This is a genomic window from Streptomyces sp. RP5T (assembly GCF_003933965.1).
In the GTDB taxonomy this organism is placed as follows: Bacteria; Actinomycetota; Actinomycetes; order Streptomycetales; family Streptomycetaceae; genus Streptomyces.
The window spans coordinates 1-3,666 of sequence record NZ_RSAJ01000734.1 but is presented as its reverse complement, the minus strand read 5'-3'; the positions used below and the strand labels follow the sequence as shown (position 1 = coordinate 3,666).

Annotated in this window: 2 protein-coding genes and 1 pseudogene; 1 reads left to right on the top strand and 2 read right to left on the bottom strand. The window is 71.2% G+C overall.

What is annotated here, in order from left to right; all coding sequences use genetic code 11:
- A pseudogene (locus EHS43_RS40075) lies at positions 1–256 on the bottom strand (GNAT family N-acetyltransferase); the annotation flags it as partial.
- A gap of 178 nt (positions 257–434) precedes the next feature.
- Here EHS43_RS40075 and lon point away from each other — a divergent pair.
- Positions 435–2,849, top strand: coding sequence for an endopeptidase La (gene lon / locus EHS43_RS40070; RefSeq protein ID WP_125195468.1), 2,415 nt, complete (start codon positions 435–437; stop codon positions 2,847–2,849).
- A gap of 101 nt (positions 2,850–2,950) precedes the next feature.
- Here lon and EHS43_RS40065 read toward each other — a convergent pair.
- Positions 2,951–3,666, bottom strand: a 716-nt coding sequence (locus EHS43_RS40065; protein WP_260470929.1) for a lysozyme, incomplete at its 5' end; no start/stop codon positions are given.

Sequence of the window (3,666 nt, the reverse complement as noted above, 5' to 3'; positions counted from 1 at the left end):
AGCCCTCACCGAGCCAGCCCCCGACCACCTCCGGGTCGTGGAACACCTTGAGCCACACCCCGGCACCCGTCACCCCGCCCGCGACCTTGCGCACCAGCTCCTCGTCCACGTCCTCGCCCAGCGCCTCGAAGACATGCCGCGAGACCTGCGCGATCTGCCCCACGTCGACGGTGAACCCCCACGGCTCACGTTCCGGCGGGGCGGCACCGCGGGACACGACCCAGCCGGTCACCCACGCCTGCACGACTCCGTCCACGACACCCCCAGTAATGACTGATGACCGCATGTGCCTATTACGTGTCGACCCTAGGTCCGGAAGCGTCGATTCCGACAGTCGTGATCGCCGACAGCGAACAGGCGGACGGGCGGGGAACATTCGACGGCTCATGTGCATTGAGCCCGCATAGCTCAACTTGACTGCCGAAGGGGAGATCATGGCTTCGACGTCCACACCGCTCACTCTGCCTGTGCTGCCGCTCGACGACGAGGTCGTGCTGCCCGGAATGGTGGTCCCGCTGGACCTGAACGACACCGACGTGCGCGCCGCGGTCGAGGCCGCCCAGGCCGCCGCCCGCTCGGAACCCGGAAAGCCCAAGGTCCTCCTGGTGCCACGCATCGACGGCACCTACGCGAGCACCGGTGTGCTCGGCACCGTCGAGCAGGTCGGCCGGCTGGCCGACGGCGACCCGGGCGCGCTCATCCGCGGCCGGAGCAGGGTGAAGATCGGTGCGGGGACCACCGGCCCGGGCGCCGCCCTGTGGGTCGAGGGGACCGCGGTCGACCAGACCGTCCCCGAACCGCTGCCCGGTCACGTCACCGAACTGGTCAAGGAGTACAAGGCCCTCGCCACCGCCTGGCTGCGCAAGCGCGGCGCCTGGCAGGTGGTGGACCGGGTGCAGGCCATCGACGACGTGTCCGCGCTCGCCGACAACTCCGGTTACTCGCCGTTCCTGACCACCGAGCAGAAGGTCGAACTGCTGGAGACCGCCGACCCGGTCGCCCGTCTCAAGCTCGCCACCCAGCAGCTGCGCGACCACCTCGCCGAGCAGGACGTCGCCGAGACCATCGCGAAGGACGTCCAGGAGGGCGTCGACAAGCAGCAGCGGGAGTTCCTGCTGCGCCGCCAGCTGGAAGCCGTACGCAAGGAACTGCGCGAGCTCAACGGCGAGCAGGAGGGCGAGGAGTCCGACGACTACCGCGCCCGGGTGGAGGCCGCCGACCTGCCCGAGAAGGTGCGGGAAGCCGCCCTCAAGGAGGTCGACAAGCTGGAGCGCTCCTCCGACCAGTCGCCCGAGGGCTCCTGGATCCGCACCTGGCTGGACACCGTGCTCGAACTGCCGTGGAACGAGCGGACCGAGGACGCGTACGACATCCAGGGCGCCAAGGCGGTCCTGGACGCCGAGCACGCGGGCCTGGAGGACGTGAAGGAGCGGATCACCGAGTACCTGGCGGTGCGCAAGCGCCGTAACGACCGGGGACTCGGGGTCGTCGGAGGCCGCCGCGGCGGTGCCGTACTCGCGCTCGTAGGGCCTCCCGGGGTCGGAAAGACGAGTCTCGGTGAGTCGGTCGCGCACGCCATGGGCCGCAAGTTCGTCCGCGTCGCCCTCGGCGGCGTACGGGACGAGGCGGAGATCCGCGGGCACCGGCGGACGTACGTCGGCGCGCTGCCCGGCCGGATCGTGCGGGCCATTAAGGAGGCCGGTTCGATGAACCCGGTCGTCCTGCTCGACGAGATCGACAAGGTGGGCTCCGACTTCCGCGGCGACCCCGCTGCGGCCCTCCTGGAGGTCCTGGACCCGGCGCAGAACCACACCTTCCGCGACCACTACCTGGAGGTCGAACTCGACCTGTCCGACGTGGTGTTCCTCGCGACGGCCAACGTCCTGGAGGCCATCCCGGAGGCCCTGCTCGACCGTATGGAGCTGGTCCGCCTCGACGGCTACACCGAGGACGAGAAGATCGTCATCGCCCGCGACCACCTGCTCCCGCGCCAGCTGGAGCGGGCCGGGCTCGCCAAGGACGAGGTCGTCATCGACGAGAGCGCGCTGCGCAAGCTCGCCGGCGAGTACACACGCGAGGCGGGCGTGCGCACCCTGGAGCGGTCCGTGGCGAGGCTGCTGCGCAAGGTGGCGGCCCAGCACGAACTGGGCGAGCGGGAACTGCCGTTCACCATCACGGACGAGGACCTGCGCGGTCTGATCGGCCGGCCGCACCACGTGCCCGAGTCGGCCCAGGACCCCGCGGAGCGCCGTACCGCGGTCCCCGGTGTCGCGACCGGGCTCGCGGTCACCGGAGCGGGCGGGGACGTGCTGTTCGTGGAGGCGTCGCTGGCCGACCCGGAGACGGGCGCGGCGGGTCTGACGCTGACCGGCCAGCTGGGTGACGTGATGAAGGAGAGCGCGCAGATCGCGCTGAGCTTCCTCAGGTCGCACGGCGCCGAACTGGAGCTGCCGGTCGGCGACCTCAAGGACCGGGGTGTGCACATCCACTTCCCGGCGGGCGCGGTGCCGAAGGACGGGCCGAGCGCGGGCGTCACGATGACGACGGCGCTGGCGTCGCTGCTCTCCGGCCGCCTGGTCCGCACGGACGTGGCCATGACGGGCGAGGTCTCGCTGACCGGTCGCGTCCTGCCCATCGGCGGCGTGAAGCAGAAGCTGCTCGCCGCGCACCGCGCCGGGGTGAGCACGGTCATCATCCCGAAGCGCAACGAGGCCGACCTGGACGACGTTCCGGCGGAGGTGCTGGACAAGCTCGACGTCCACGCCGTCACCGACGTCCGCCAGGTCCTGGAGCTGGCGCTGTCCCCGGCGGTCAACGGGGCGGCGCCGGAGGTTCCGGTCGCTGCGTGACGACGCGGCCCACGAGCGGGCCGCGCCCGTGGTGACCGGATGAGGTGAAGGCCCGGGTTCTCGTGAGGGAGGCCCGGGCCTTCGCCGTACGCCGGGGCGGGTCAGCCGGTGGCGAGCGCCTGGACGCGGTCCAGGGTGCCGTTGAAGCGGTCGTGGTCGCCGACCGTCGGGCCGGTCGAGGTGTACTGCCACATGGTGTACGTGCTCCAGCCGGCCGGAAGGGTGCCGGCCGTCGAGGCGTACCGGGCGATCCACAGCGGGGTGGTGGAGGCGAAGCCGCCGTAGTTTCCGGTGCACTGGGTCCACCAGGTGGTGGCGGTGTAGATGACGGCCTGCCGGCCGGTGCGCGCCTTGTACTCGTTCAGGAAGTCGCGGATCCAGGCGACCATCGCGCTCGGCGTCTTGCCGAAGCAGGCGTCGCCGTACGGGTTCCACTCGATGTCGAGCACCCCGGGCAGGGTCCTGCCGTCCCTGGACCAGCCGCCGCCGTGGTCGACGAAGTAGTCGGCCTGCGTGGCGCCGCCCGTGGTGTCCGGGGTGGCGAAGTGGTAGGCCCCGCGGATCATCCCGACGTCGTAGGCGCCGGAGTACTGCTGGGAGAAGTAGGGGTTCGTGTAGTACGTCCCCTCGCTGGCCTTGGTGTACGCCCACCGGACGCCGCTGTTCCACAGGGTCGACCAGGAGACGTTGCCCTGGTAACTGGCGACGTCGACCCCCTCCGTCTGGGTGGCCCGGGTGCCGGCGGGCAGAGAGCCCTGGCCGTCATGCGCTACGACGCCCATACCCATGTGGGCGGAGCCGCGGGCCGGGGTGGCGG